The following is a 24,020-nucleotide window of genomic DNA, read 5'->3' as shown; positions in this document are numbered from 1 at the left end:
GATAAGGAGAAACCCTTATCTGGTATTTTCTTATTTATCTGCTGTGTGTTTCTTTCTTCGAATAAATATTACCGTTCCAATTCCAATTACTAGCAGACCTAAACCGATTAAAATATGGTTATAGGAGTCAGTTGCAGTATTAGGAAGAGCTTTTCCATTTCCTTTGTTTGGAATGCTGGGGGTTTCTGCTGCTTGATGAGAACCTTGATTTTTGGAACCATCTGATTCAGGCGTTTTCACTCCGTTATCATTAGATGTTGGAGGTGTTTCTGAATCCGTTTCTCCAGGAGTAGAAGGTACCTCTGGTTGAGGTGGCTCTGCTTGCTCCGCATCTACTAATAAAACAGTTCCGCCGTCTTCTCTAGAAGGAATAGTTATCGTAATTTTATTTTCACTAACAGAATATGTTTTACCAGAATATAAATCTACTGCTTCCTTCATAAATGGAACTTCAAAGGCAGCTTCTGTCGCTGTTTCCTTCGTATTTAAGGCAACAAAAACTTGTTGATTTGAGTATTCTCGTTTAAATACAGAATAACCTTCCGCATCACTACCTGCTATGTGAGCACGAGTCCCTTTAGAAAATATGCTGGAGTATTCTTTTCTAACATTTAATAGTTTTGTATAGTGCTCCAGAACCTCATTGTTTTCCGTTAGATTCCAATCCATGTCATAGCGGTTATCATAGTATGGATAATTATTTGCTCCTGACAGACCAAGCTCTTCTCCATAGTAAATGACAGGTTGACCTTTAGAGGTGATTTGCAATGCGGCTGCAAGCTTAAGCTTTCCAATATCACCATCTACAGACTCTAAAAAGCCGTCTTCATCATGGCTACCTAGAAATTGTCCTAATGTACCTGTGTTTGAAAGCTTATTGTTTCTATCTTCTAAAGCTCTTTGGACACGTTCTATATCACCATTTGCAAAGTCACGTGCTAAATTCTTAAAGTCAAAGTCTAATAAGGAGTCCATAATACCGCTATTTAAATAGCCTTGGTCATCATTCACTTGAGCTCCCCATGCTTCTCCAATTAATTTAAAGGTTGGTAAAATTTTTGTTAATTCATTTTTAAAGCTTGACCACGTTGTATTCTCAACGTGTTTTACGGTATCCACGCGGAAGTAATCAATGGTATTTCCTTTCGCTGTCTTTGATTTTTCAATCCAGCTAGTTTGCCAATCTACAATTTGGTTCCTTACATCTGGATTTTCCGTTAAGAAATCAGGCAGTCCTGATAGCTCGCCTTGTACAGTATCTGTGCCTCCATCACGGAACATTCCAGCAAAACGATTTCTATCATCAGCAGTAGGGAAGTTAGCGATTTTTCCATCCTTTACGGCATCACTTGCTTTTAACCCATAGCCCGCATGATTTACGACAACGTCCACCATAATTTTTATTCCACGCTCATGGGCTGCATCAATTAGTTCATGGAAATCCTCCATTGTTCCAAAATGAGGATTCAATTTTTCAAAATTACTAGCCCAATATCCATGGTACGCATAATAAGGAGTATCTGGATTTTCATAGCGAACATCATACTTAATATTTTCTACTATAGGATTAATCCATATTGTATTGATGCCTAGATTTTCGAGATAATCTAGCTTTTTTGTAATTCCTTTAAAGTCTCCACCATGATAGGTTCCAGGTTTACTTGTATCATAGCCAATGCCAGATGGATCATTGTTCAATGAATCTCCATCAAAGAATCGGTCTGTTAGCATAAAGTAAATCCTTGCTTCATCCCAGTCAAAATCATCTTTTCCCACTGATTGTCTTGCTTTAACTGTGATTTTTGCTTGCTCGGTATGAATGTTGCCATACTGATCAGTAATATATACCGGAATTTCTTTCGTTCCTGTAGTTGTATTTTGGTCAATAGCGATGGTAAGTTCCTTTAATTGTGGATCAATTGCTACTTTTCCTTTTCCGCCAATAGCGCTTAAATCAGCATACACTTCACGGATAGCTGTATTTTTGTTTGTTTGCCAATCAACGGAAAGGACGGCATTGTCGTTATAAGTCGCTTCTTTTGGAGTGATATCCGTAAGCAAGTTAAAATCTGCTTTTTCATAAACAAGCATGGATGTGCCATTTTCCGTATTATAGGGATCAGTTACTTCTGTTTCGATCCCATCGATTGTTACAAAGAAAGAATAGGGATGCTTTCCTTCTGGGATATTTTCAATTGTATAGGAAAAACGCTCATTTTTTGCTTCATTCGTCATATTATAACGTTTTCCATTAAATTGAAGTTCTACCTTTTCTAGTTTATCCATTTCATTCTTTGCATATAAATCTTTGTCTCTATAGTAGAAGGTAGCATTTCCGTTTTCTAAAACGGGTCCAGTAACTTCAGGCACAATATATAGCTCCTCTTGCCCACTTGTAACATAAACCTTTGTGATTAAATCCGATGTATTTAGAGATATGTAGCGATCTCCATTTCCTTCTTTAACAGCTGTATCCCAATTTTCGCCTTTTCGTAAAATAAATCCAACGCTTTGGGCTGCTTCACTTACATTAATTGTTGCAGTCGCCATCCCGTGAAGGTTTTGATCAAAATCGATTTGGTCATCTTTCACACCAGTCCCCCATACCCATATATTCCAGTCTTTATAATCCAAATCAGGACGATCATACATAAACTGAATATGGCGCCTTACATAATCCCCTCCTTTTAAATCTTTTATTGCGTTAATAGCATCATCTTTTGTATAGAAAACAGTTTCTACCCCTTCAATTATCCATGCTTCAGCAGCTTGTTTGCCATCCGCTATTTTAATAGAGTTCTGTATATCTTGCGCTTCCCAATTTCCTTTGCGAGGAATAATCGTTATTTCATTTTCTGGAAAAGAATAGTTCCCACTTGTAAACATATAATCATTTGTCACTTTCTCTGTAAATGGAAAGCCATTATCAGGAACCCCACTGTTAAAAATCCATAAATCCCATTTCGTATAGTCTTCATCTAGACGATAATAGTTAATAGTGTACGAATACATATTGCCAACAATATCAATTTTCTTTTCTACCTTTTCACCATCCTTATCAGCAAGCAGGATAAAGGATTCATTAGCTTTTGCATTGTCCTGTATTGTTAGTTGGCCATCAACAATGTTAATCCCTTCTACTTTCTCTTTAAGTGACCACGTAAGCTCTGTTTCTTTTTGTGTACTGCCATCTTTATTAACTAGGATCGCTTCTAATGGGTATGATTTATTTTTTTCAACCTTCACCGGTATAGAATCAAGGTTTAAGCCGGGAACAACAAAGCGACTATTGCCATCTTCCATAATCTCATTTGCTGGATCTGTTATCCATTCATTATCAACAATAAACTTATATTGATAGACGCCAGCTGCTAGATTTGAAATAGAAAGGGACCAGCGATTGTCTTTGTCCTTTTTCATGCTTAATGCTCCATTTTGCCAGTCAGTAAAGCTTCCTGCCACTTTCACGTCCTGTGCCGATGCATTATCATAGGAGAATTGCACAGACTTATCAGCATTGACGATAGGAGAATCTGGTAAATTATCTGCTTTTGCCTTTTTACTTGGAAGATAGCCTCCAAAGCTGCTGAAAATCAGAAGAAAAATTAAACATAGTACGAGATAAGGATGATTTTTTGTTTTCAAAAAACATTCTCCTTTCCATTTTTTTATGAGAACAGAAAGACTTCTGTTACTACCTATGTACTTCAAAGAAAACGATTGCCCTAATGGGATAAAGGTGATTTATTAAGAAAGTGAGTTCATGATGGGGCATCAGTGAAAACGTTTGCGCAAAATAGCAAAATAAAATGTTGTTGTTAAAATGATAGATGAGAAAAGTTGAAAGCGTTTTCTGTATTTGAGTCTATTTAAAGATACTATGCTTTTGTCTATTTGACAATAGGATATTTCTTTTTTAGTGCCAATTTGCGATTAAAATCTTACTGTAAAAAATTTTTACAAAAAATGTGATAAAATAGGAGAGAGGATAAAATGTTACTAAAAGGAGATTTATCTATGATATTAGTAGTAGGTGGAGCTGGCTATATTGGTAGTCATTTGGTTAAAGAATTAGTAGAAAAAGAAGAAGTGATTGTATTAGATAATCTTGCTACAGGTCACGAGGAAGCAGTAGATTCGCGTGCTATTTTTGTAAAAGGGGATCTAGGGAATGTAGACGATTTAGAAGCGATTTTTTCTAAATATCCAATTAAAGCTGTTATGCATTTTGCAGCATATAGTCTAGTCGGGGAGTCTGTTCAAGACCCATATAAATATTATGAGAATAATGTAGCCAATACATTAACGTTATTAAATGTCATGTTGAAATATAAGGTGAAAAACTTTATTTTCTCTTCAACTGCAGCTACATATGGAATTCCAAAAGAAGAAATCATTGTAGAAACATCAGAAACAGCACCTATTAATCCGTATGGAAGATCAAAATTAATGGTAGAACAAATTTTAGCTGATTTTCATACCGCATATGGTCTTCATTATGTGGTTTTACGCTATTTCAATGCTGCTGGTGCTCATGTATCTGGTGAAATCGGGGAAAGTCATGACCCAGAAACACACTTAATTCCTATTATTCTTCAACAATTATTAGGAGAGAGAGAGTCCATTTCTGTCTTTGGTACAGATTATCCAACCGAGGATGGGACTTGCATTCGTGATTACATCCATGTGACAGATTTAGCTAATGCTCATATAGCTGCATTAGACGCTCTATTAAATGGAAAAAAGGAAGCAGAAACCTATAATGTAGGTAACGGAGTAGGCTATTCTGTCAAACAAGTAATTGATATGTGTGAAAAGGTTACTGGCACAAAGGCAAATGTAATTCTAGGTGATAGAAGAGCAGGGGACCCTGCAAGATTAGTTGCTTCCTCGGAGAAAATATCCAGCGAATTAGGCTGGAAAACAGAAAGAGGCTTAGAGACAATTATTGAGAGTGCATGGAAATGGCACAATAAATAATACATAGAGGCGAAGGAATCCAGACAATTTCTTCGCTTTTTCTAACATGACGATGCTTATTTTTAAATGAAAAGGAGTAATAAAATGTTTAATGTAAATAAGATTCATCATATAGCGATTATTTGCAGCAATTACGAAGTATCAAAACATTTTTATGTGGAGCTTTTAGGATTTAAGCTAATAAATGAAGTATACAGAGAAGAAAGGGACTCTTATAAGCTAGACCTTTTAGTAAACAATATCTATCAAATCGAACTATTTTCCTTTCCTAAACCAAGAGAAAGACCAAGTTATCCTGAGGCTGCCGGCTTACGTCATATTGCCTTTGAAGTAAATAACATAGAAGAAACTGTACAATATTTACAATCGAATAATATTACAGTTGAAGATATTCGGATCGATCCATTTACGAACAAAAAGTTTACTTTTTTTGCTGATCCTGATGGGTTACCAATTGAAGTGTATGAGGCTTAATTAGAATGAGCTTTTCCCTTATATTGAGAAAGGGTACAAACAGTTTGTAAAATAAATTGCTTATCTTGAGAACTTAGTAATCTCCAGCTACCAGCTTTTATTTTCATATTTATCATCCTTTCCACTCATTTTCTTATAGTATATATACCGCGTTTGTATTTATTGAAAACACTAAATTATCAACAAATGCTGACAAGTATTTCCCGAGAAATGTCGGCAGAAAGAAAAAGTCGTCTTAATAAGAGAAGCTTATTAAGACGACTTTCTTTAAATTTTTAGTTTTTGTAGCTAATTAAAAAACAACTTTGTTCCATTAAACATTCGATATCTAATTATAATAACTCATTAAAATTATTGATAATAAGCTGGTCAACAACACGCTCTGTTGCTTTTCCGTCTAAATCATCAAAGAAGTAATGAACAAAGGGCTCAATTTTCTCCATTTTAAAATCTTCCTTTTTAATAATGTCGATCATTTTCTCTGTCGTTTTTGCAAGCGGACCAGGAATGAAGGAATGATAGTCATAATAGAAGTCACGTGTACGGACATATTCCTCCACATCATATGCAAAGAAAATCATTGGTTTATTTAATAGAGCATATTCGAAACATACAGATGAATAATCTGTAATTAAGATATCAGTAATAAATAGTAAATCATTGATTTCTCGGTAGGAAGAAAAATCATAGAAGAAATCACTGAATTGGTAAGGAATGCTAAATTCATTTTTTACAAATGGATGAATTTTAAAAAGGAATACATACTCGTCCTTCAATTCGTTATATAGCTTTTCTAAATTTAATACCTCCATTGGATAATGGGCAGACTGCTGGCCATTTCCTCGGAAAGTAGGTGCAAATGTAATTACTTTCTTACCTTTTAAGAATGGATACTCTTCATATAAGTTATTTCGTACTTCTTCCTGATATTCTTTATTAAAGAAAACATCTGTTCTTGGAATACCTGTTGGAATTACTTTATCTAAGTCAATACCAAACCCTTCAGCATAATGCTTTGCAACGTTATGAGAGCTAACAATAGCTTTTGTATAGTTGCGATGGTTTTTCGATTTTGGTGACGGTCCTCCTGGACGGCCTAAGCGGCTAAAGCCAAATGTTTTAAATGCTCCAACTGCATGCCATAATTGAATCAATTCAGCATTTTTTCTAATTTTTAGTGGGTAGATCATTGGATAAAAGTCATCAAGAATAATAAATTTAGCAGTAGCTAAATGATAAGCTAAGCTAAAGATTTCTCGATAATTTTTCTTTTCGTCTACTCCCTTTTTTAAAAGGAGATGATAGTCATAATTTAAATTTCTTCTAAGTAATTCATCATAGACAAATTGGAAGTTTCCGCTCATTTCACTACGGCTGTCAGATGCAAAAATAATCTTTCTTGTTTGCAATGGTAATAGCGTTTTGCATATTTTGTAAGTTAGAGAAAAACACCATTTGTAGACAATGCGATAAATGATACCGCGCTGTTTTAAGTCTGCATCTAATCCCATTAAGGTTGGATCTAAGTCCTTCAATTTAGATGACGTAATTTTTAATGTCTTTAACGGTAAATCATATGTAGCTAAAAGGTTGAACTTCATTTCTTTTCTTGCGGTGAAATACTCCATTTTAGCTGAATGAAAACCATTATCTAGAAAATGCTCAATATTTCCTAAAGGGAATGATTTTTTATATACTTTATCGCCAAGTACATGGACGTCAAGCTCCAAGAATAAGCGATATTCCTCCTCAGGAAGCGGCCTATTATGGGAAGTAATAGTAGCAAAGTTAACCTTTGAGCGAAAACCTGCCCAGCTATACTTACTATCAATAGAATCCGTTGTTTTGATATCCTTAACAAGCACATCTTGTAAGGGGATAGATACCTTTAAACCACTAGTGCTTAATAAAACTAAACGTTTTTTCACGAGGTCTTCATTCATCATAGGAACTTTTTCTAAATAAAAATATCCCTCGATTTCCAAAATAGGTCCATTCCAGTTCAATTGCGTTATTTTACGGCGAGGAATATATTCTTCTATTTTTCCAGCTATTTCGTTCAGAACAGGAAGGGATTCACTTATTTTCTCTTTTTGGATAATAATACGATCCTCTGTTATTTGAACAGGCTTATCAATGCTAAATTCCAGATCATCACGGACTACCGGTCCGGATGAATTAGAAGAGGTTCTTCTTCTTAACTTTCGAATAATCTTTCTTAACATATTTATGTCTCCTTAACTTCATAAATCATTCAATGAACTAAGCAAATGTGAAACGATTCTACTAGAAGTGTTTCCGTCTGTATAATCAAAAAATTTATTTTTAAATAAATCCATTTTCTCTTGATTGAACTGCCCATTATTTAACCAATCTACAAGTTTCTCTGTGTGAGAGAAAATAGGCCCAGGTACTAATGATTCGTATTCATAATAAAAATCTCGTTCTTGCATGTATTCATTTAAATCATGAGCATAAAATGCCGCAGGTTTATTTAATAAGCTATAGTCAAATATAATAGAGGAATAATCTGTTATAAGAACATCTGTAATTAATAATAACTCTTCAATAGTAAAGTCATGTTTGATATGGTAAACAAAATCTTTTAAATCGTCCTCTAAATGGAAAGCAGAAGACATATAAGGATGTAAATGAATCAAAATGATTGATTCTTTTTTTAGTTGCTCTTTTAATAAATTAAAATTAATAGGGCTAACAAATACGTCCTGTTGATAACTTTTCCCGCGAAATGTAGGGGCATAAAGAATTATTTGTTTATCTTGGAATGATCCTATTTTTTGTAGTAATTTCTCTATCACTTTTTCCTTCTGATGATTTTCAAAAAAATAATCAGTTCTGGGAACACCTAGGGGGAATATTTTTGACTCTTCCATATCAAAAGCTTCTGCATAATAAGGAATAACCTCAGACGAACTGACATATAGTCTAGAGTAATTTGAATGAATTTTAACAGTCTTTATATATTCCCTACTTGGGCCATTTGGCTTTCCTACTATGCTCATACCAAACTTTTTAAATGCTCCACAAGCATGCCAAAGTTGAATAATTTCTGTTTTTTTTCTTGGTTTAATTAAGTAAATCAAATAATGATAATCATCGATAATAAAATATCTTGAAGTTGCAATATGATAGCACTCTTTAATCATATGAAATAAGTAGTGTATCTTACCAGTAAAATCATTCTTAATTTTAAAGAATGATTTTACTAAAATAAGATTATTATCTCTACTTTTAAATTCTGAATAAATATATTCTAAGTTACCATTTAGTTCGTTTGAACGTGAAGATGCAAAGGTAATTTTTTTGGGATTTACTTTAAAGAAGAAACAAAAAAGTAAATAAACAAATTGGAAACCAATTTTTGCTAAAACAGTAGGTAGTAATTTTATACTCTTCAAAAACAATCTACCTTTCTTATCTTTTGGTAAGATTTATATCTTCCATTCCATAATCGTTTTTCCCCAAGAAGAAGTTAAGTCTTTTTCAAATGCCTCAATAATGGACTGAATAGATGTAACTGTTTGGACTTCTCCAATTAAGGTAGAAAAGTAATCTACGATATCTGGATACTCTTTATAAAAATTAACGGTATTTTGGAAATCAGCACGTCCACTCCGGCTGCTGCCAATCAAGGTAATACCTTTTTCCAGAACCATTCTTGTATTTACTTCAACAGGATACTCTGACACCCCTAGAATCGAAATAGAACCTTCTGGCACAATTAAATCAATGCTCTGGTTTATAGCATATTGGCTGCCTAAACCACCTACACATTCGAATGCGTGGTCTATTTTTACTGATTCTGGAATATCATCAATTAAGTACGCTTCATCTACAAAGGAGAAACGGTCTAATTTATACTGCGTTTTTCCAAAGGAAATTACTTTGCTCTCAGGATATTTCTTCTTTAAGATTAATGACATAATAAATCCAAGATTTCCATCTCCCCAAACACCAAATGTATTTCGGCGTTTATGAGATCTTGATTCAAATCTTGTAAGGGAATGCATGGCAATTGTGATAAGTTCAGTAAAAGCTGCTACAAATGGGTTCATATCTTCAGGAATTTCAACTAAGCGATCTCTCTTTAAGAAGACATAGTCTTGCATAAATCCGTCATAGCCACTAGAGCGGAATCTACTTGAACGCAAATAGTTTTCAGCAATGTAAGGATCTTCTTCAGTAGGATCGTTAGGAACCATTACTACTCTTGTTCCATTTGCTATTTCACCTTTTGGATCGTATACAACTGTACCAATTCCTTCATGAATTAAAGCCATTGGTAGTTTTTTTGCCATTGTCTCTTTACCGCGTGATCCAGTATAATAGCGTTGGTCCGCATTACAGATAGACAAATGAGTTGGCCGAACGACAATCAATTCTGATTTTAAGGAGAAGTCTTGGTATGTTACTTCAAATTGTCTTGGGGAAACAAGACGATAAACTTGATTAATCATGGTTTATTCGCTCCTGAATAATAGCATTTGCTACTTTTAAATCGTATGGTGTTGTGATTTTAATATTAAATACTTCTCCTGTTACAAGTTTCACTTTCTCGCCCTTTAAGACACAGATTTTACAAGCATCTGAAAGAATTGCCTTTTGCTCCGTAGAAAGGGAGTAATAGTGATCTTTCAGCATTTTCATATTAAATGTTTGTGGTGTTTGACCTTGATACATAAGATCACGAACAGGGATATGAGAAATAGACTCGCCATCCTCTGATTCGACAATTGTATCAATCGCAGATATTACAGTATCAACAGCACCAAATTCAAGACCGTATTGGATGTTTTCTTCAATAATGCGATGGGTAATAAAAGGACGAACAGAATCATGCGTTACGATTATATCGTCATGAAATAACCCAAATGTATCTTCCACATATTTTATTCCATTCATAATGGTCCCATTTCTATCTTCTCCACCTTCGATTACAACTAAACGGTCACGATTATCAATATATTTATTGATAATATCATTTGTATAATTGATCCATTCTTTGGGTGAAGCAATAATAACTTTTTCAAATTGGTCATTTAATAAAAACTTTTCAATAGTATGAATAATAATTGGCTTTTCATTTAATGGAAGGAATTGTTTTGGCATGCTAACATTTCCCATTCGTGTTCCTTTTCCACCAGCAAGGATTTCAGCGTATATCATAATTAAGTCTCCTTTACATGATTATCTATCAACTGTCTCTTCATATTTATTTAATCTTTCATTTACATAAACCAAACTAAATATACACTTCTTTTCGAGTCATTTCAACAAATACCATAGGATTTAAAGTAATCGTAACACAATTAGCGGCCCTATAAAAAAGGCATCTATCATAACTAAATAGTCTGATAAATCCCATTAGTACAAATCTCTTTTGTTTCTGTATTCGATAAAGCAAGAAAAATAGTCACAAAGAAAGTGTATGTTATTCATTATTTTAGCCATTTATGAAGCTGATTAGCCACATTTTTGCTAGCATTCCCTAATGAATAAGTATTCCAATCTTCATGGAAGTTTTCAATCTTCTTATAATCAAAGGACGAGTGACTAATGTAGTCGACAATTTCTTCTGAATTATGCGCAATAGGTCCTGGTACTAATTGGTCATACGGTTCCCAAAATCCTCGATTTTGAGAATATTCTTCTAAGTCATAAGGATAGAAAATCATTGGTTTTTGTAAAAATGAATATTCAAAAGGAATAGAAGAATAATCTGTTATCAATATATCCGAAATGAATAATAAATCATTCATTGTAGGATAGGAAGAGAGATCGTAAACAAAACCTTCGTAATTTGATAGGTCCATTGCATTTTTTATACTTGGGTGCAGTTTAATAAGTAAAATATAGTCAGATTTTAATTTTTCTTTAAAATAAGCAAAGTTAAGTGGTAAATCAGAAGTTTCTCCTTGGTCATCTCTGAAAGTTGGTGCATACAGAATAATTTTTTTTTCTCTAAAAGTAGGATACTTTGTGTAAAATGTATCTTTAACTTTTTTTATATAATGTTGGTCGAAAAAAATATCAGTTCTAGGGATACCAATCTCTAGCATTCTCTTTTCAGAAACAGAAAAGGCTTGTTGATAAATTGCAGACATTTTTTTCGAACCAGAAAGGATATAGTCAAACTGATTATATACCTTACTAAATCTTTTCTTTGCACGATTACTACGGTGTTTGACACTATAATCTTTCCAACCAAATGTTTTAATGGCGCCATTAGCATGCCAAATTTGAAGTTTTCTAACTTCATTTTTAAACTGAATTGCTGATAAAAAACCAAAATAATTATCTAACACAACTACTCTAGAAGTTGCCAGGTGATAAATTCCTTTTAAAAAAGATCCAAAGTGTCTGGGGGAGAAGGGAAGAACTGTATCTCCAATTGTAACTTTGTCTTTAAAAAAGGAAGTGGTTTTATGGTCTGTTAAAAAAATGCAAGGATATGTTTGAGAATTCTTTTTTAGTTCATTGTATATAAAGTAATTATTTTCAACAAAGGACACACAAAAAACTATTTTCTTCTGCAGAGGAAACAACTTAGCTACCTTGAACAGAAAAGAAAATAGCATTAAGTACATATAAATAAATAGTTCTCTAACCATTTATATTAATTAAGTCCGTTTTTATTTTTGTTGTTGAAATGCCATCTGTTCTTGGCAAATATACAACTTCACAATAATCTTTCAAAAAGTCGAATTTACCTTCCCAATCATTTCCCATCACAAAAATATCAATATTGTGATCAACAACATCTCTAATTTTTTGATCCCAATCATTTTCAGCAATTACTTCATCTACATATCGGATAGATTCTAAAATAGTTTTTCGATTTTCATAGCTATGAAAAGCTTCTTTATTTTTGATTTTATTAAATTCATCACTAGAAAGACCAACTGTTAAATGGTCTCCTAATTCTTTTGCACGTTTTAAAATATTTATATGACCTATATGCAACAAGTCAAAAGTACCATAAGTAAGAACTTTTTTCATTATAACCTCCTGAATAGAGTGATTAACCTATAATGATAGGCTATAAAAGATAGATGATAGAAATTTAGTTTATCCAATTAATTTATTTTAAATCTTTTGATTGTTATTTACAAGTACAAGGAAGCACGACAAATAGCATAAAAAAAGCAGCCACCTTTGTCTAGATTAGACTAATGTGGACTGCTCTGTCTTTTGTATTTAATCAACATTTAAGTGATTTTTTAGTTCTGTTTGCACTCTTGTTTTTTCTTCATCATTAACAACTAAATACCAAACTTTATTAATAGTTTGTCCAGTGCCAGAAATCGTTAACTGGTCAATGTCGTTTGCTGCACTCTTATAATTGGCTTGAATATCAACCATTTCATCAAAGCTTATATTCGTTTTAATGTTTTGACCAAGAGCTTCGAAAATATTACCGAAATTTGTTAATGTGTTGAGACTAGCTCCTTCTTTAATAACAGCTTGAATAATTAAACGTTGACGTAATTGACGACCGAAGTCTCCTCTAGGATCTTCATATCGCATACGAGAAAATTTTAAAGCATCTTTACCATTTAATGATATTTGACCTTTAGGGAAATGAACTCCTTCATACGTAAAGTCTAGATCATTATTAACCGTTACCCCACCTACTGCATCAACGATATCCTTAAAACCTTCCATATTAATTTGCATATAGTAATCGATAGGAATATCTAAAAAGTTCTCAACTGTATCCATAGACATTGCTACTCCACCAAAAGCGTAGGCGTGGTTAATTTTATCTGTCGTACCATGACCAACGATTTCTGTCCGAGTATCACGTGGGATACTTAACATCTTAACAGATTTTTTTTCTGGATTAACTGTCATTACGATAATTGTATCAGAACGTCCAGAATCTCCATCACGTTCATCTACACCTAGCATTAACACAGAAAACGGTTCTTTACTCTTAAGACTTAATGAGCTATCCCTTTTAGATGTAACCCGGTCAACTGGTTCATGCATCGTATCCACCGCTTTATTTAGTGAATGCCATACCGTGTATATATAAGCTCCAATTCCAATAATCAATAACAGTAATACAATACCAGTTACACGAAGCCAAGTTCGTTTCTTCTTTATAGGCTTATCTGATCGCATTAATTAAATCCTCCATATCCTGACAAAATATGATAAAACTAATATAAAGAATAGCAGAAAAAAAAAATAATAGATATCTTTTTATAAAAATTAAGAAAAGTACATTAATTCTTTACACCTAGTAAATCCCTGATAAAACTGATTAAATAATGTAGATGCTTTAGTAAGGGGAAATAATAGTTTAAAACAGATTGGCTTAATATAGAATTTCCGAGGAACATAAGCATCTCCTATATTAAAAATCGTATAATAACTTTTTATAGCATTTGTTCAATCACATCGTTTCATTCGGATATTTGACAATAAAAGTTTCGGAATTATCTCCATTCGATTTTACTATCTATTTATATAGGACGTTATTAATCAGATGTAAGTTGCAATAGTATAGAAAAAACTTGTAAATCATATTAAATAGAAGGTAAGGAAGAGAACTAGGAAGTGAATATCGAAAATTAGTTGATATTTTAGTATTTGAAAAATCTTTGTAAAATCTATATATTTATAAAGAGACTAAAAGGGAATAGACAGGAGGTAGTTTAAAAATATATTAGGTATAAGAAAGTTAGAGATAAAATAAATGGAATACACTCTGACATAAATAAGATTATAAAGATAGATGATAACTTTAGAAGGGTATAACAATATGAATTCAATGTTTAAAGTAATTAAAGAACAAATAGATAATTTTCATTTAATAAAAAGGCTGTCCACGTATGAGTTGAAAAGTTCTAATAGAAATAATTATTTGGGGATTCTTTGGGAGTTTATTAACCCAGCCATTCAAATTGCAATCTATTGGTTTGTATTTGGATTTGTACAAGGAAGGGGAACTGTACCAGGAGAAAATGGAAAAATACCATTTTTTGTCTGGATGCTGTCTGGAATTTTAATCTGGTTTTTCATCTACCCGGCTATAACACAAGGCTCTAAGTCCATTTATTCTAGACTACGAATGGTCTCAAGAATGAATTTTCCTTTAAGCGCTATACCATCCTATGTAATATTGTCGTTATTATATCCCCAATTATTGATAATGGGAGTTATAATGATAATATTCCAATTTATTGGATATCCTATTACGATTTATTACTTGCAAATACCTTATTTTTTATTTGCAGCTATTTTATTTTTATTTGCACTATCACTAATCACATCAACTATCTCAACTATTGTGCGGGATTTTCAAATGTTGCTGCAATCTTTAATGCGTGTGCTCTTGTATATAACGCCAATCTTGTGGCCGGCAGGAAGATTTAATGATTCCTCCTTTGGAAAGATTATTGATTATGTGATGTTATTAAACCCTATCTATTATTTAGTAGAAGGCTATCGTTATGCATTGTTAGGAGAGGGCTGGTTTATCATGGCCCATCCAACAATCACCATATATTTCTGGGGATTAGTTCTCCTCCTATTATTTGTAGGGTCATATATGCATGTGAAATTTAGAAGACATTTTATTGACTTTTTATAATAGGAGGTCCCGTATGGAAAAGTCTGTAATCGTTAAAAATTTAACAAAAAGATATAAATTATATAAAAACAATTCGGAGAAACTAAAAGATATATTTCTTCCGAAAAGTTACGGAGAACCCTTTTTTGCTTTAAAAGATGTTAGTTTTGAAGCAGAGAAGGGGGATGTTATTGGCTTTGTAGGTGTCAATGGTTCCGGCAAATCAACATTATCTAATATTATTGCGGGGATTGTTCCCCAAACTTCTGGTGAGGTAGAAATTGATGGACAGGCATCTCTGATTGCAGTATCTGCTGGTGTGAACGGCGAATTAACAGGCCGTGAGAATATAGAGCTAAAGTGTTTGATGCTTGGATTTACAAAAGATCAAATTAAAGAGCTTGAGCCAGAAATTATCGAGTTTTCAGAGTTAGGGAAATTTATTGATCAGCCAGTGAAATCTTATTCAAGTGGGATGAAGTCCCGTCTTGGCTTTGCGATTTCTGTTCATACAGATCCAGATGTATTAATTATTGATGAGGCATTGTCAGTAGGGGATAAAGCATTTGCGGAGAAATGTTTGGACAAAATGAATGAATTTAAAAAACGCGGGAAAACGATGTTCTTTGTTAGCCATTCAATCGGCCAGATGAAACAATTCTGCGAAAAAGGTGTTTGGCTAGAGCATGGCGAAGTGAAAATGATCGGCAGTATTGAAGAAGTAATGCCAGCATATGAGAAATTTTTAGCAGAGTATAAAAAATTAACTCCGAAACAAAAAAAAGAATTTCAAGAAGCTGGGCTGAAAAAAAGAAGTGATCCTGCATTTGTAGGAAAGGTCTAAGGAGAAAGCTTGTCTCTATTAGTACCTTGTAAAACCGTTCTATCTGTTAGAGCGGTTTTATTTTTAATAGGGCAGAGATGAAAAAATTATGCTTTAGGTTGAAACTTTCCTAAAGTGGACCACGTCATATATAATAATAATCAAGTTATGTTTATTTAGGATTAAAAAAATGTAATATAAATGTTAAATAAGAGTGGAATTTATTAAACCAAGCAAGATAGTATTGTGTTATAATAAATTTCGATTATATGCAAGAATAGACAGATGCCTAAAAATATACGTTATGAGAGGCATTAGGGAGGATCTCCATGATTTATATAATGCTTGTGGTATGTTTTATTGCTTCTATCTTACTGACACCACTAGTGAAGAAGCTTGCGTTTAAAGTTGGAGCAATGGATAAACCAGAGAAACGAAAAGTACATCAAAAGATCATGCCACGTATGGGTGGTTTAGCAATATATATTAGTTTTGTCATCGGTGCTTTAGTAATTAACCCAGATAAGGCCTATCATTATCCAATATTGATTGGTAGTGTAATTATTATAATAACGGGTATATTAGATGATATTTATACCCTTTCAGCAAAGATTAAACTTGCTGCTCAAGCAATCGCTGCAGTAATAGTCGTTGTATGGGGCGGTGTACAAGTTGAATTTATCAACTTGCCATTCGGTGGCCAGCTAGAATTTGGATTCTTGGATATACCGATTACGATTCTTTGGATTGTCGGCGTAACGAATGCGATTAATTTAATTGATGGTTTAGATGGTCTAGCATCAGGTGTATCCTGTATTGCCTTGTTTACTATCACTGGTATGGCAATGATCATGGGAAATGGGTATGTAATTGCAATTTCCTCCATCGTTTTAGCAAGTACACTTGGATTTTTATTTTTCAACTTTTATCCTGCAAAGATTTTCCTCGGAGATACGGGTGCGTTATTTCTCGGTTATATCATTGGTGTAATGTCTCTGCTAGGTTTTAAAAATGTAACGTTAATCTCCTTTATTATTCCGGTTATTATTTTAGGAGTTCCTATTTCGGATACATTCTTTGCGATAATTCGTCGATTAGTTAATAAGCAGCCATTAACGGCCCCGGACAGGTCTCATTTACATCATTGTTTACTAAATATTGGTTTTACGCATAGACAAACCGTTATAATAATATATGCAATGGCATCATTTTTTGGACTAGTTGCAGTCATTTTCTCTATGGCAAAAGTATGGGGAGCAATCCTCTTAATAGCCACTGTTTTATTAATAATTGAATTAATTGTAGAAAAGATTGGATTAGTAGGAAAAAACTATAAGCCGATTTTAAAATTTATTAATGACATAAGATATTCAACTGAGAAGAATAGATAATAAAAAGGCCTCTTAATTATAAGAGGTCTTTTTATAATGGAGAAGAAAAGAAGTGAGGCTTACTTTCTTTCCTTTACATTTTTTACATACTTTGTGGATACATAGCCAGTTACTTTTCCATATTTCACTTTATACCAAGAACCGCTTTTTTCATAAATAGTTACTTTCTTATCGTTTGGAATCGACCCAACTACCTTGGATGATGTAGAGGACTTCTGTCTAATATTGAGCTTGCTTGCTTTAACAGTTCCAGTTTTTACTTTATAGAGAGTGAACTTTTTAGAAACAGATTTCTTTAGCTTGCTTATATTGACCGATTCAATTGTTGCTGAATAGAACCCGTCACTCGTGCTTCCAACACTCCATGTATAGGAAGAGGATCCTGCCTTTAATGATTTATTAAAAGTAAGTGTTTTAACGACCTTATTTTTGTTGTTTACAATTTTTACGGTTGTGTTAGAAGCTTGGTTCACATGGAAGCTCACCTTTATTTTATTTCCTGATGTATCATAGGATGTTTTTACATTGTTAATAATTGGAGCTTGTACTACTGTTTTCTTAAGAGTGAAACTTTGTTTAACTGTTTGCTTTTTATTAGCGCTATTTATCGAAGTAATTTCAAACGTATAGGCTCCATTGTTCACATTTGCTACATCCCAAGTAAAGGAATGATACCCGGCTGTTAAAGATTGATTGTTGGCTAATGTTTTCACTGCTTTATGATTGCTATCTTTCACAATAACCGTTGTCTTTGTTGCTTGGTTAACATGAAAGGAAGCAACGACTTTGTTAGCATCTTTATCGTATTTGGTAGTACTCGAACTAATCGATGGTGCTGCTAGTTTTGCAACTTGAACTACAGCATGAGCTGTTGCTGTTTGCTTATTGCTGTCGGTTGCAATTATTTCAGCTGTATAGCTGCCATTGTTCCAGTTTGCTACATTGGCAGTATAGTTGTAGTTACCAGCATGTAAAGCTGCGTTATTTAAAAGAGTTGCAACCACTATACCAGTACTATCTTTTACTCTTACAGTCGTATTGGCTGTTTTATTGATAGAAAAGAAAACGCTGACTGTGTCATTCGTGTTCGCGAAAATAGCCTTTGTATCTGTTATCACAGGAGTGGTAATCTCAGACTGGATATATTCCGTTACTAAATTAGCGCTTGGATAATAGAATGAAAGAATATCACTGTATTTTTGGCCACTATTAGCACGACCATTTGCACCATATTGACTTAAACCTACGCCATGGCCATACCCCTTTCCAGCAACACTATGTGCAGTGGTACTAGAAGCGCTTTTTGTAATAAGATAACTCTTTAACGTATCTACACCAATTATTGCTCTAACTTTAGAAGCTGCCACATTTGCTTGTTTCACTTCTTGTAAAATAAGGTTCCCGTCTTTATCTTTTAGATCCTTCACATAAAACTGAACTGTTATTGAACCTGTTGTTACTCGGGTTGTGGACGAAGGATTATTAAACGCAAGGGTCGGAATAGAAACAATTTTGATATCTTTATCTTTATAGCTATTATTATTTAGCCAACTTTTTATAAGACTGACAATTTTTGTATCTTTTTCTGAAGTCGTTTTCCACCATGCGTCTGGATTAGCTAAATCTTTATCTTTCATATCGATTTGTGTTTTTTGTAGGCTGAATTCCCAACTATAGTTGTTATCAAAGGAATCAGCACCATTTTGTAAATAGGCATATTCATAGCCCCAAACATTTTTAGCAGACTCCATTACGCCACCATTACTTGCTGAGAATACAGCATCGATTAATTTGCTGCCATATTTTAAGACCTGTCCAGTAGTTGCCTCCACTGCATTATCAGAATTAGGATGAGAATCAGTTAATCCGCCATACACTTGGTGATTAATGGTATCGGTAATGGTTTGACCGCCGTAATTCCAAGAATAAGTTCTGGCAGCAACTGCCTGTGCTTTTAATGCTTCGATATTCCACAGGGCAGGCATTTCACGAGGCACAACCCCTTTAAGATAATCTTCTATCCCTACTGTATTAATTGGGCGAATATATGTTTTTCCGCTGATTGTTTCCATGATAAATTCAAAAGATCCTTTATAGGAACGATTATTAATTGTTAAGTAGCTGTTTGGATCAGAAGGAGCCAAAGTAAACGAAGTAGACTCAGAAAGAAGCTGGCTTCCTTGATATAGCTTTAATTTTGATTGTTCTAGCTTAACCATATATTCTGTGTTGCTATTTATAGATACTTTACCATCACCAGTTTTATAGGTACCAGAGGAGGTAAGGGAAATTACTGTTTTATTACCAAGATAATTCTTTAACTTAACATGTACTAGTGGTTCAGCAACGCTCGCGTAGATGCTGTGTTCAAAAACAGGAAGGAAAGAAAGAAGCAAGACAAGTGACAACAACAATGATAGTGTTTTTTTTATCATCATTTTCTCCTTTATTTAATTGTCGTAAACTAGGAATCTATTAAAAAAATTATGTCTTTTACCTAAGAGGAATTACTATGATTCTATCATATTCTAATGGTAAATGAATGTGGATATTGCTGGCAGATTAAGAAAGGGATAAATGGGGAAGAAACAGAAAAAAACTGTAGAGCAATTCATCTACAGTTGTATATGGTATCTAGAAGTAAATAATAATAGCATGATTATAAAAGTCTGTGCTTTTCGTCTAATTCCTCATCGTAAAAATCATCTTCTAATTCATTCCAAATACTAGGTTCATTATCCGTAAATAATGGTCTTTCAATTGCTCCATTTAAGTAGGTTAACATTTTTTTCAACATACTAGCACCTCATTACTTTGTATTTCCTTTACAAAATATGTTTGCTTTTTCTATTAGGTATAGTGTTGACATTTTACTTAAAAATTATAATGCTGAAATAAATTTTTTAGTCAGCAGGTAGTTGTATAGTTTATTTATAGCCATTCTAATTCATTTTCAATGAGGATTTACGCAGAATTTTTTTATTTTATGATATAAATAAAAAATGCACCATGCTTTGGAAGCTTGATGCATTTATATTATTTAATAATTTACCTTATCGGATGTGGTATCTGTTTCCACGGTACTGTTTAAATCAGTAGTATTTTCCGAATCATTCGGTTTGTCTGAATTGGATAGTTGGTTACTGCTTATGCCTAAATGCTGCTGCAGAATCGATTTTGTTTCTGCAAGTGCTGTTTCATCTAATTGATAAATGTATTTATTATCGACACGACCGTCGGTTCCAGCTAGCGTTAGTGTCTCCACTTGTAAACCATTATCTGCAGTTGCATAAGCAATTAGAGATTGTATATCGCTGAATGATAAGTCTGTTGTCATATTGCTTCCTATCGCTTCCATCACTTTTGAATACTTGGTTATTCCCTCGATAGAGACTGCTTTTTTCATAATGGCTTGCATGATTAATTGTTGTCTTTTCCCACGTTCAATGTCATTATCAATTTTTCTTGTTCTTGCAAGGGCAAGTGCTTGTTCGCCGTCCAATTCTTGATAGCCTTTTTCAAGATGAATGGCGCCTGCTTTATCCTTTGAGTTTTGTTCTGTAAATGTTACTGGAACATCGACATCAATTCCACCTAATGCATCTACTACATCCATAAAGGCATCGAAATTCATTTTTACATAATAATCAACAGGAATATCTAGCAATTCTTCCACTGTGTCTAAGGTTGACGAAACCCCGCCGAAATAATGGGCATGAGTAATTTTATCAGAATAGCCGCGTTCAGGAATATATACATAAGAATCACGTGGGATGCTCAGCAATTTAACGGATTTTTCTTTCTCATTTAAAGTAGCAAGCATGAGAGCATCGGAACGAGATCGGGTTGTGCCGGATTTGCTCGATCTTTTCTCACTGTCATCTACTCCAATGAATAAAATTGAAACGTCATCGATGTTTGGATCCACTTTTGCATCCCTTTTAGAATCACGGTCAATTGGCTCATAAGAATCATCTACCACTGATTTTGCCTTTGAATATAAGGTAGCTCCATAACCAATTCCGGCTAAGATAATAACCAGCAATGGGACAAAAATAAATAGCTTAATTTTTTTTCGTTTCTTTTTCTTTGTATCCTTTATTAAAGTTTCTCTTGTATTATTTGCCATAAGTTCTCCTTTTTGAATTAAGAAATAACGGAATGAAAACATACATACTATCTTACCTCTATCTCTCTTTAACGTAAATTAGTAGTTTATTTCTATTCCAGGTATATTTTTGTATTAATTGTAAAAAATTCAAATGAGGGTTTCTGCGTACAAGGTGTCTTTTTCTTTTATAATACCTTGTCCATTTGTTAAGTCAGTTATCCAATCCGTATAAGTCTCTACCTCATCAGAATCCACAAAGACATCAATTTCGACATTTTCTAAATAATGAATATCTTTAATTTCATAGTTCGATGAACGTAATTCATTTTCTATTTTACCAAGTAAGTGATACTCGATGGATACACTGACTATTTGTTTCAACTTTCTTTCAACAATACCGATATTTGCTAATCCTTCAGAGGTTGTTTTTCCATAAGCACGAATAAGCCCCCCTGCACCAAGCTTAATACCTCCAAAATAACGGGTAACAACAACTGTTGTATCTTTCAGACCTTTTTTCTTCAGGACCTCAAGAATTGGTACTCCTGCTGTGCCACTCGGTTCCCCATCATCGTTTGCTTTTTGAATTTGATCATGTTCTCCGATTAAGTAAGCAGAACAATTATGTGTTGCGTCTTTATGTTTTTTCTTGATTTCTCCTATGAAAGCCTGTGCTGCTTCTTCTGTTTCTGTTCGAGCGATATGAGCAATAAAGCGTGATTTTTGAATAATTAGTTCATATTCTCCGTAGCTAGGTACAGTAAGATAGGAAGGAAGCATATTGGCAGCTCCTTTCTTTGTATCTCTTTCCACTAATATTGGCGATTTCATCTTATTTGTTCGTTATATAAGTCATTTTTTGTAACCATTTTCTATAAAAAATTAGTAGAAAATCGATAATTAGTCTTATTTCATTATAATTCGACATTGTTTATTCTTCAATTATTGTTCGCTTTGTAATCAAATCTTAATATAGCGATTTAGCAAGCATGATATAATAAGTAAAACTCCATGCTCGAAAAGACCCGCTACATATGGTATAGGCTATATTTCATGCAGAGGGTTACGAATCTTGGATTACAGGCGCCTTATCAATCTATTTTCTTTTACTTTGTTTTTTGTTTAGAATAGGATAAAATTGTATTATTGCATTTTTACATACTTTTTCACAGTGATTCTTGATGTTAATAGGTCTTCGGACATGGTTTCATATAGGGTGATATATGTCAAAATAACGATTTTAATTTATTTTTCGATGAATTAAACATATTATTAACTTTCAAGCTAAAATAATAATGGATGTTGGAAGGGTTTTAGCCTTTTTGGAGGAATTAAATATGTTGATAAGGAAATTTGACACAAAAACGTTAGATTATATTGTTGAACAAATGATTAAAACCGTTGGTTCAAGCAAAGATGAAATTTTTCGTATTGGAGAACAATGTCGACAAGATTATGAAACCCTTACCGAAGAATTAAAAGAAATGAAAGTTCTTGTATTAGAAACGATAGAAAAAGGAGACAAGCTAGAAATCCAGTCTCGGTTTGCTCGTAAACGCTTATCGGAAGTCAGTAAGCATTTTAATGAATACTCAGAAGAAGAAGTACGTGAGGCTTATGAAAGAGCACATACACTGCAAATGGATTTAAGTGTGAATCGGCACTTAGAAAAGCAGTATCGAGAACGCCGTGATGATTTAGAGCGTCGATTGTTAGGTCTAGATGAAACCATTAAGCGGGCAGAACATCTGGTCACACAAATTTCTGTCGTGATGAATTATTTGGTTAGTGATTTAAAGCAAGTTGGCGAAGTAATCGAAGACGCCAAACAAAAGCAGGATTTCGGACTGAAAATTATTGGTGCCCAGGAAGAAGAGAAGAAAAGACTTTCTCGAGAAATACACGATGGTCCTGCACAAATGATGGCAAATGTAATGATGCGCTCTGACTTAGTGGAAAGAATATATAAAGAGCGTGGGGCGAAAGAGGCCTTTGAAGAAATCAGAAATTTAAAAGTGATGGTACGAAGTGCATTATATGAGGTAAGACGAATTATTTATGATCTTCGTCCAATGGCTTTAGATGATCTTGGCCTTATTCCGACCCTAAAAAAATATTTGAAAACAACAGAAGAGTATCATGACTCAATAAAAATTGAGTTTGCCACCATCGGAAAAGAAACAAGACTTCCAAGCAAATATGAAGTTGCAATTTTTCGCTTAGTTCAAGAATCAGTCCAAAATGCTTTAAAGCATGCAGAAGCATCTAATATCTCCGTAAAAGTAGAATTACGAATGGAGCAAATTATCGTCTTAGTTAAGGATAATGGAAAAGGATTCGATAAGAATGAGAAAAAAGAAGAATCCTTTGGTTTAATTGGGATGAAAGAAAGAGTAGAACTACTGGATGGGGAATTAACCATTGATTCCAAACTTGGAGTTGGAACCATTGTTATGATCAACGTTCCTATTAGATGATAAGAATGACTGTTTTCGAGAAGTATGTTATTTTAACCAAAATGAAGTTTAACATTTTTGTGTTGAATGGATTGGAGGATGCTTGACTCCTATCAATTAGTGTGTGGAGAGGAAAGCAAGAAGTTCATTTCCTGCCAAAAATAACATTGTGACGAAAAGAGCT

General features: G+C 33.6%; 18 protein-coding genes. 6 read left to right on the top strand and 12 right to left on the bottom strand.

Annotation, left to right across the window (positions count from 1 at the left end):
- Nucleotides 1–30: 30 nt before the first annotated feature.
- Nucleotides 31–3,645, bottom strand: a complete 3,615-nt coding sequence (locus MHH96_RS01395) for an alpha-amylase family glycosyl hydrolase (protein WP_341116460.1) — start codon at nt 3,643–3,645, stop codon at nt 31–33.
- Between the two features lie 372 nt (nt 3,646–4,017).
- On the opposite strand from MHH96_RS01395, the gene galE reads away from it, so the two are divergent.
- The gene (gene galE / locus MHH96_RS01390) at nt 4,018–4,980 is read left to right on the top strand and encodes a UDP-glucose 4-epimerase GalE (RefSeq protein ID WP_047943684.1); all 963 of its coding nucleotides are present in this window, start codon (nt 4,018–4,020) and stop codon (nt 4,978–4,980) included.
- A gap of 84 nt (nt 4,981–5,064) precedes the next feature.
- Nucleotides 5,065–5,454: an SMU1112c/YaeR family gloxylase I-like metalloprotein gene (gene gloA2 / locus MHH96_RS01385; protein WP_047943659.1), complete on the top strand. Its 390-nt coding sequence runs from the start codon at nt 5,065–5,067 to the stop codon at nt 5,452–5,454.
- 332 nt (nt 5,455–5,786) lie between these two features.
- Here the strand turns inward: gloA2 and MHH96_RS01380 are convergent, their stop codons facing one another.
- The 7 genes from MHH96_RS01380 to tagU all read right to left on the bottom strand — a co-directional run bounded on the left by MHH96_RS01380 (nt 5,787) and on the right by tagU (nt 13,602).
- The gene (locus MHH96_RS01380) at nt 5,787–7,679 is read right to left on the bottom strand and encodes a CDP-glycerol glycerophosphotransferase family protein (protein WP_082138395.1); all 1,893 of its coding nucleotides are present in this window, start codon (nt 7,677–7,679) and stop codon (nt 5,787–5,789) included.
- Nucleotides 7,680–7,697: 18 nt separating this feature from the next.
- Nucleotides 7,698–8,873, bottom strand: coding sequence for a CDP-glycerol glycerophosphotransferase family protein (locus tag MHH96_RS01375; RefSeq protein WP_176473329.1), 1,176 nt, complete (start codon nt 8,871–8,873; stop codon nt 7,698–7,700).
- Nucleotides 8,874–8,906: 33 nt separating this feature from the next.
- A complete protein-coding gene (locus MHH96_RS01370) occupies nt 8,907–9,932 on the bottom strand; it encodes a ribitol-5-phosphate dehydrogenase (RefSeq protein ID WP_047943660.1) in 1,026 nt (341 codons plus the stop codon).
- Nucleotides 9,925–10,641, bottom strand: coding sequence for an IspD/TarI family cytidylyltransferase (locus tag MHH96_RS01365; RefSeq protein WP_047943661.1), 717 nt, complete (start codon nt 10,639–10,641; stop codon nt 9,925–9,927). The genes MHH96_RS01370 and MHH96_RS01365 overlap by 8 nt, the downstream gene beginning before the upstream one ends.
- A gap of 272 nt (nt 10,642–10,913) precedes the next feature.
- A complete protein-coding gene (locus tag MHH96_RS01360) occupies nt 10,914–12,053 on the bottom strand; it encodes a CDP-glycerol glycerophosphotransferase family protein (protein ID WP_269083452.1) in 1,140 nt (379 codons plus the stop codon).
- 25 nt (nt 12,054–12,078) lie between these two features.
- A complete protein-coding gene (gene tagD / locus MHH96_RS01355) occupies nt 12,079–12,474 on the bottom strand; it encodes a glycerol-3-phosphate cytidylyltransferase (RefSeq protein ID WP_047943663.1) in 396 nt (131 codons plus the stop codon).
- A 198-nt stretch (nt 12,475–12,672) separates the two neighbouring features.
- Nucleotides 12,673–13,602, bottom strand: a complete 930-nt coding sequence (gene tagU / locus MHH96_RS01350; RefSeq protein WP_047943664.1) for a polyisoprenyl-teichoic acid--peptidoglycan teichoic acid transferase TagU — start codon at nt 13,600–13,602, stop codon at nt 12,673–12,675.
- A 643-nt stretch (nt 13,603–14,245) separates the two neighbouring features.
- Here tagU and MHH96_RS01345 point away from each other — a divergent pair.
- From MHH96_RS01345 to MHH96_RS01335, 3 genes are all read left to right on the top strand, one after another.
- Nucleotides 14,246–15,076 carry an ABC transporter permease gene (locus MHH96_RS01345; RefSeq protein ID WP_047943665.1) on the top strand — a complete coding sequence of 277 codons (831 nt, stop codon included), beginning with the start codon at nt 14,246–14,248 and terminating at the stop codon, nt 15,074–15,076.
- Between the two features lie 13 nt (nt 15,077–15,089).
- A complete protein-coding gene (gene tagH / locus MHH96_RS01340) occupies nt 15,090–15,899 on the top strand; it encodes a teichoic acids export ABC transporter ATP-binding subunit TagH (RefSeq protein WP_047943666.1) in 810 nt (269 codons plus the stop codon).
- A 308-nt stretch (nt 15,900–16,207) separates the two neighbouring features.
- Complete coding sequence (locus MHH96_RS01335; RefSeq protein ID WP_047943667.1) at nt 16,208–17,269, top strand: glycosyltransferase family 4 protein; 1,062 nt, start codon at nt 16,208–16,210, stop codon at nt 17,267–17,269.
- A gap of 59 nt (nt 17,270–17,328) precedes the next feature.
- On the opposite strand, the gene MHH96_RS01330 is transcribed toward MHH96_RS01335, so the two are convergent.
- The 4 genes from MHH96_RS01330 to MHH96_RS01315 all read right to left on the bottom strand — a co-directional run bounded on the left by MHH96_RS01330 (nt 17,329) and on the right by MHH96_RS01315 (nt 22,160).
- Nucleotides 17,329–19,707, bottom strand: coding sequence for a SpoIID/LytB domain-containing protein (locus MHH96_RS01330; RefSeq protein WP_341116455.1), 2,379 nt, complete (start codon nt 19,705–19,707; stop codon nt 17,329–17,331).
- Nucleotides 19,708–19,928: 221 nt separating this feature from the next.
- On the bottom strand, nt 19,929–20,066 hold the full coding sequence (locus tag MHH96_RS01325) for a hypothetical protein (RefSeq protein ID WP_156485402.1): 138 nt from the start codon (nt 20,064–20,066) through the stop codon (nt 19,929–19,931).
- A 243-nt stretch (nt 20,067–20,309) separates the two neighbouring features.
- The gene (locus tag MHH96_RS01320) at nt 20,310–21,398 is read right to left on the bottom strand and encodes an LCP family protein (protein WP_047943668.1); all 1,089 of its coding nucleotides are present in this window, start codon (nt 21,396–21,398) and stop codon (nt 20,310–20,312) included.
- A 129-nt stretch (nt 21,399–21,527) separates the two neighbouring features.
- A complete protein-coding gene (locus MHH96_RS01315) occupies nt 21,528–22,160 on the bottom strand; it encodes a YigZ family protein (RefSeq protein WP_061797935.1) in 633 nt (210 codons plus the stop codon).
- A gap of 557 nt (nt 22,161–22,717) precedes the next feature.
- Between MHH96_RS01315 and MHH96_RS01310 the strand changes: the two genes are divergently transcribed.
- Nucleotides 22,718–23,857, top strand: coding sequence for a sensor histidine kinase (locus MHH96_RS01310; protein ID WP_047943670.1), 1,140 nt, complete (start codon nt 22,718–22,720; stop codon nt 23,855–23,857).
- Nucleotides 23,858–24,020 lie beyond the last annotated feature (163 nt).

The sequence above is a fragment of the Niallia sp. FSL K6-0212 genome, from assembly GCF_038007605.1.
Lineage (GTDB): Bacteria > Bacillota > Bacilli > Bacillales > Cytobacillaceae > Niallia > Niallia circulans.
This window is presented reverse-complemented; position numbering and strand designations above follow the sequence as displayed.